The sequence below is a fragment of the Streptomyces sp. NPDC002130 genome (genome assembly GCF_040296465.1).
In the GTDB taxonomy this organism is placed as follows: Bacteria; Actinomycetota; Actinomycetes; order Streptomycetales; family Streptomycetaceae; genus Streptomyces.
Genome location: NZ_JBEOXI010000406.1, coordinates 1 through 4,666 on the forward strand (window position 1 = coordinate 1; position 4,666 = coordinate 4,666).

Genomic DNA, 4,666 nt, shown 5'->3' on the forward strand with positions numbered 1-4,666 from the left:
GCACGATCTCGGCGGTGTCGCTCACGCCGATGATGGTCTTGTCCGAGGCGACGGGTCACCGAGGCCAGCGGCAGGAAGGCAAGGGAACCAAGGAAATCCTCCGCTGCCTCATTGGATGAGTATGGGTAATGCGGGCCATGTCGGCTCGTTCGTCGGGAACGACGGGGGACGGCCACGCTGTCTAGCCACTCGATGGCCCGTTTGAGCAGGTCGCCCTCGCCGTTGCCGGGGAGTGTGATCGGCGCGAGAGAGCAGCCCCACGAGGGCCGAACAATGAGGAACCGACGCCCTGCCCGGCTCCAGCGACGGTATTCGGACCTGGAGGTCAACACATGTTCTGTGGATGGGATTGGGGTTCAACTCGGCACGGCGTCTGCTTAATCGACGACAACGGGACGGTAATCAAGACCTGGATGATCGAGCACACCGAGAAAGGCATCGCGGCGCTCTTCGCCGAACTCTCCCAACTGGGTGATCCGGCCCGGCTCCCGGTGGCGGTCGAGCGTGGTGAGGGTCTGGTCGTAGGGCGCATTGCCAGCGCAGGGCATCCCGTACTGATGATCGAACCGGCATCTTTCAAGGCTGCGCGGCCACGGTGGGGTTCGGCAGGAGCGAAGGCTGTCACATCATGCTCGCCGACTACGCCCGCACCGACAATCACCGCCTGCGCCGGGTCGAACCGGTAGCGCAGGCCACCAGGGAACTTGCCACACACGTTCGCGCACGAACCGTGCTGGTCCAGGCGCGCACGGCGTCCTCGAATCAGTTGTGGGCCATCTTGTCCGAGCACTGGCCCGGCGCGGCGAAGGTATTCCAGAAGCTGACATCCCAAGTCGCACTGGCATTCTTGGCCGACTACCCCACCCCACAGTCGGCGGCACTTCTCGGTGAAGGTCGGATGCGCCAGTTCTGCCATCGGCACAGCTACCGTGGCGGCAAGTCCGCGGGCCGAACTCGTCGGGCGGCTCCGGGCAGCGCCCGCCGCCGCGAACCCCATCGCGCCGAAGGTACTCGAAGCGATCATTCGTGGATCAATCGCCCAGATCGCCCTGCTCAACACCGAAATCGCCCGTCTTGAGCACGAACTCGCGGACGCCCTGGCTGCCCATCCCAAAACTGTGCTCTTCGAGTCCCTTCCGCGCGTCGCCAACGTCAGCCTCGCGGCGCTCATCGCAGAGATCGGGCCCTGCTCGAGCGATGCGACTACCGGCGAACAGGTCGCCGCCCTGTGCGGGGCCGCACCGGTCACGAGGGCCTCGGGAAAATCCCGCAGCGTCGGCTTCCGCTATACCGCCAACAAGCCGGCACGCGCCGCGATTACAGGCTTCGCCGACAACTCACGACACAGCTCGGCGTGGGCTGGCGACTGCTACCGGCGTGCCCGTTCGCGGGGTGCTCGGCACCCACACGCGGTACGGATACTCGCCCGTGGATGGGTCCGAGTGATCTGGGCCTGCTGGACCACCGACACCCCCTACGCTCCTTGCCGACACCGCGGCGAACAACTGCTTGTCACCGCGACTTGACCAAGAGAGCTCAAACGCGTGATCGCTCGAGAAGTCTTTCACACTCATCAGTAGCCCCGTCCCCGTTGTCGATCACCGAAAGCTTCGACCGCTCCGCCAAGAACGCGGACTCATCCAAGTTCAGGCGGCCGCAGCCTTGGGCGTCAGCATCGCCAAGATTTCACTCGCGGAAAACGGACGGGTCCACGACGCTACCTTCCTCACCACCTACGAAACATGGCTCCGAAACACCGATTTGACACCCTAGGAGCATCAATTGGCCTGCTGCGCCCGAAAACTGCTGTATCCCAGACAACTTGACAACATCTACCGGGCTCCGCACCGCAGGCGAACCCGCGATGCGAGTCATGCCTTGACCACGAAAAGAGGGCTTCAGATTTATCAATAATATTTGCATCACGTGCAGAAAGCGTTAATCGATGCGTAGCGCTGCTGCGGCGCAACCCATTCAGTCGCGGTGCTCCGATGTGGGATGAGTTCCGAATTGCTCGGCTAGGGATGTATGCAATCCGGTTGTCAGCCCACATCTTTCGCGGGGCCTTGTATTGCAGAAGTGTTGAACAACGAAAGGTGGGCGGTTTCAAGAAGCCAACGCAACACCTTCATGCGGAGGTTGTCGTGACGGTTTCGTGGAACGATCGGTGCATCGCGTATTCGATGCTTCTTATGGGTGCTTCCGCTCAGGAAACGGCGAGCCGATTCGGTGTGAACACGGGAGCGGTCGTCGAGTGGGCCAGGCTAGCGGGCATGGTGATCCGTATGGGAGCCCGAGGCGGCATCGAGCCTGTCACTACGTCAACGTCAGCGTTGAATCCTCAACGCGCATACCGTCGCTTGACTCACCAGGACCGTGTCTTCATCGAGATGGCGATCAACAGCACGCCCGCGTGGTCGATACGAGCGATCGGCCGGCACCTGGACGTTGCCGCGTCCACAATTTCACGGGAGCTTGGACATCACAGAGTCGAGACCGGGCGAGGGCGCGGCGGGTCGCGAGAGACGAGATACCATGCCGGTGTCGCGCATCACCACACGATGCGCTCGCGCGTGAGAACAAGGGCACGCAAACTTGATTGCCATGAGCTGCGGTCACTCGTCGTCACAGGCTTGAACGAGAAGCACTCTCCGCAGCAGATCGCAGGGAGACAACGGATGATGTTCCCCAACCAGCCGCAGTTGTGGGTGTCCCACGAAACAATCTACCAAGCCCTCTATGTCCAAGGCCGGGGATCGTTACGGCACGAATTGACCGTCGCCAAGGCGTTGCGTTCAGGCCGTTCTCGCAGGACACCTGCCTCACGATTGCCATCCCGCGATGTCCGACCGTGGTTAGCGGGGGCCCGGCTCACGGACCGGCCCGCTTCCGCGGCGGATCGTGCTGTCCCTGGGAATTGGGAAGGCGATCTCGTTGTCGGTCCCGCAAACTCCGGGATCGTCACGCTCGTCGAGCGGAACACGCGCTTCGCGTTGATAGAACGGCTACCCGGCGTCCGCGACTCGGCCACCGTGATCGACGTCATCCGCAACCAAATCATGCGCCTCCCAGAACATCTCAGGAAAACTCTGACCTGGGATCAGGGGCAGGAGATGTCGAGACACAAAGACTTCACGATCGCGACCGGATGCCCCGTGTTCTTTTGCGACCCGCATTCGCCCTGGCAACGAGGCTCGAACGAGAACCTGAACGGCCTAATCCGCGACTACTACCCGAAGGGCACTAACTTCAACAACGTATCCGACGACGCGATCGAGGCAATGGTCGAGCAGCTCAACAACCGCCCCCGGAAGATTCACGGATTCCATACCCCTCGTGAGAAACTGAACGAACTCATCAGCAGTGTTGCGCTGGGTTCTTGAAACCGCCGTGCACTTACGCTGTGAAAAGAGAGTTTTTCAGGTCGGTGCGTTCGCTACGCCAACCGGTGCCGTGTGAACTCAGAACTCGCAGAACCCTCGTTGGGTTCTGCTCATCGACACGAGTCTTCCTTGGTGCAGCACGATCCGGTCTTGAGGTGCGGCCGCAACGGCTTCTTCGAGGCTTTCCGCACGGATGGCTAACAATTCGGCCTGTGCATCTTTCTCGATTCCCGACTTCGGAAGTGACATGACGTCACGGGCGCCGTCGCTGACGGCCCGATAGGCCTCCTCGACAGACAGATGCCCGGCAGTGACCAGCAACATCGCTGTCTCGAGAGCATCGCTGCGTCCGAGCGGGTTGTAAGGGTCACGAACGTTGTCGGCGCCGGCGCCGAACCGTACACCGGCATCGATCAATGCCCGCGCGGCGGTGAGACCACGCGGCATTGCCACAGGGGTGTCCCAGCCCTGTAGGTACAGATTGGTGATCGGCAGGCTGACGATCCCGACGTTGCTCTCTTTGACCGCTTCGATCACGCGGGCCAGCACTTCCGGCGTGACCATTCCCAGACTGACGCAGTGTCCGGCGGTCACCGGCATCGAACTCGGCCAGTCCCGGACGGAATGAGCAAGCTCCTCGAGCGTGAGCATCGTCGGGTTGGTTTGCTCGTCGGTGTGCATGTCGACGCCGACGCGGCGATCACGTGCTATTGCCAACAGTCGCTGCAGATTTCCGCTGGGGTCGGGTGTTTGGTGCGGATGCCCACCCAAGAAATCGACGCCGAGGTCGAGGGCTGCATGTACTGCCTCGTCGCCCACGACGTACGGCGTCATCGCCACGAGCTGAATATCCATGACGCTCGAGAGTTCCTCACGGACTTTCACCAGTGCCTGAATTCCACGTAACGGCTGGTCGCCTCGTAGGAGATTGACGTGTGATCGCACCGCGGTCGTTCCGTTGCCCAGCAGCAACAATGCCGCGCGTCGGGCGCGCTCGGCAATACTCTCGACGGTCAGGGACGGTGTGTGGTTTTCCCAGGTTTCGATTGCGGAACCGAGATCACCAGCAGGTGGCCGGATCTCGTCGAACGATAGTGCCTTGTCCAGATGCGCGTGCGGCTCTGCCGGCGCCGTGAGCAGGAGAAATCCGGTGAGGTCGAGGTCGTCCTCGCTTGGCACTAGCCCTTGCGCGGGTACGACGTCATACACTCGCCCGCCCACGATATGAACATCGACGATCCGTCCGTCGACGAGGGTCGCATTGTGCAACGTGGGCACTGCGT

At 61.9% G+C, this 4,666-nt stretch carries 5 protein-coding genes and 1 pseudogene; 5 read left to right on the forward strand and 1 reads right to left on the reverse strand.

The window, feature by feature from the left end; translation table 11 throughout:
• The first annotated feature begins 332 nt into the window (after positions 1-332).
• The 5 genes and pseudogenes from ABT116_RS39665 (at position 333) to ABT116_RS39685 (ending at position 3,383) form a co-directional block, all read left to right on the forward strand.
• Positions 333-686 carry an IS110 family transposase gene (locus tag ABT116_RS39665; protein ID WP_209923418.1) on the forward strand — a complete coding sequence of 118 codons (354 nt, stop codon included), beginning with the start codon at positions 333-335 and terminating at the stop codon, positions 684-686.
• A pseudogene (locus ABT116_RS39670) lies at positions 665-736 on the forward strand (hypothetical protein); the annotation flags it as partial. The gene ABT116_RS39665 and the pseudogene ABT116_RS39670, both read left to right, overlap by 22 nt.
• Positions 737-929: 193 nt before the next feature.
• Positions 930-1,526 carry a transposase gene (locus ABT116_RS39675; protein ID WP_351644683.1) on the forward strand — a complete coding sequence of 199 codons (597 nt, stop codon included), beginning with the start codon at positions 930-932 and terminating at the stop codon, positions 1,524-1,526.
• A 46-nt stretch (positions 1,527-1,572) separates the two neighbouring features.
• Entirely contained in the window at positions 1,573-1,773 is a 201-nt protein-coding gene (locus ABT116_RS39680) for a helix-turn-helix domain-containing protein (RefSeq protein WP_209923439.1), read from the forward strand.
• Positions 1,774-2,285: 512 nt separating this feature from the next.
• Positions 2,286-3,383, forward strand: a complete 1,098-nt coding sequence (locus ABT116_RS39685) for an IS30 family transposase (RefSeq protein ID WP_351644697.1) — start codon at positions 2,286-2,288, stop codon at positions 3,381-3,383.
• Between the two features lie 78 nt (positions 3,384-3,461).
• Here ABT116_RS39685 and ABT116_RS39690 read toward each other — a convergent pair.
• On the reverse strand, positions 3,462-4,666 hold a 1,205-nt coding region (locus tag ABT116_RS39690; RefSeq protein WP_351644688.1), incomplete at its 5' end, for an amidohydrolase family protein.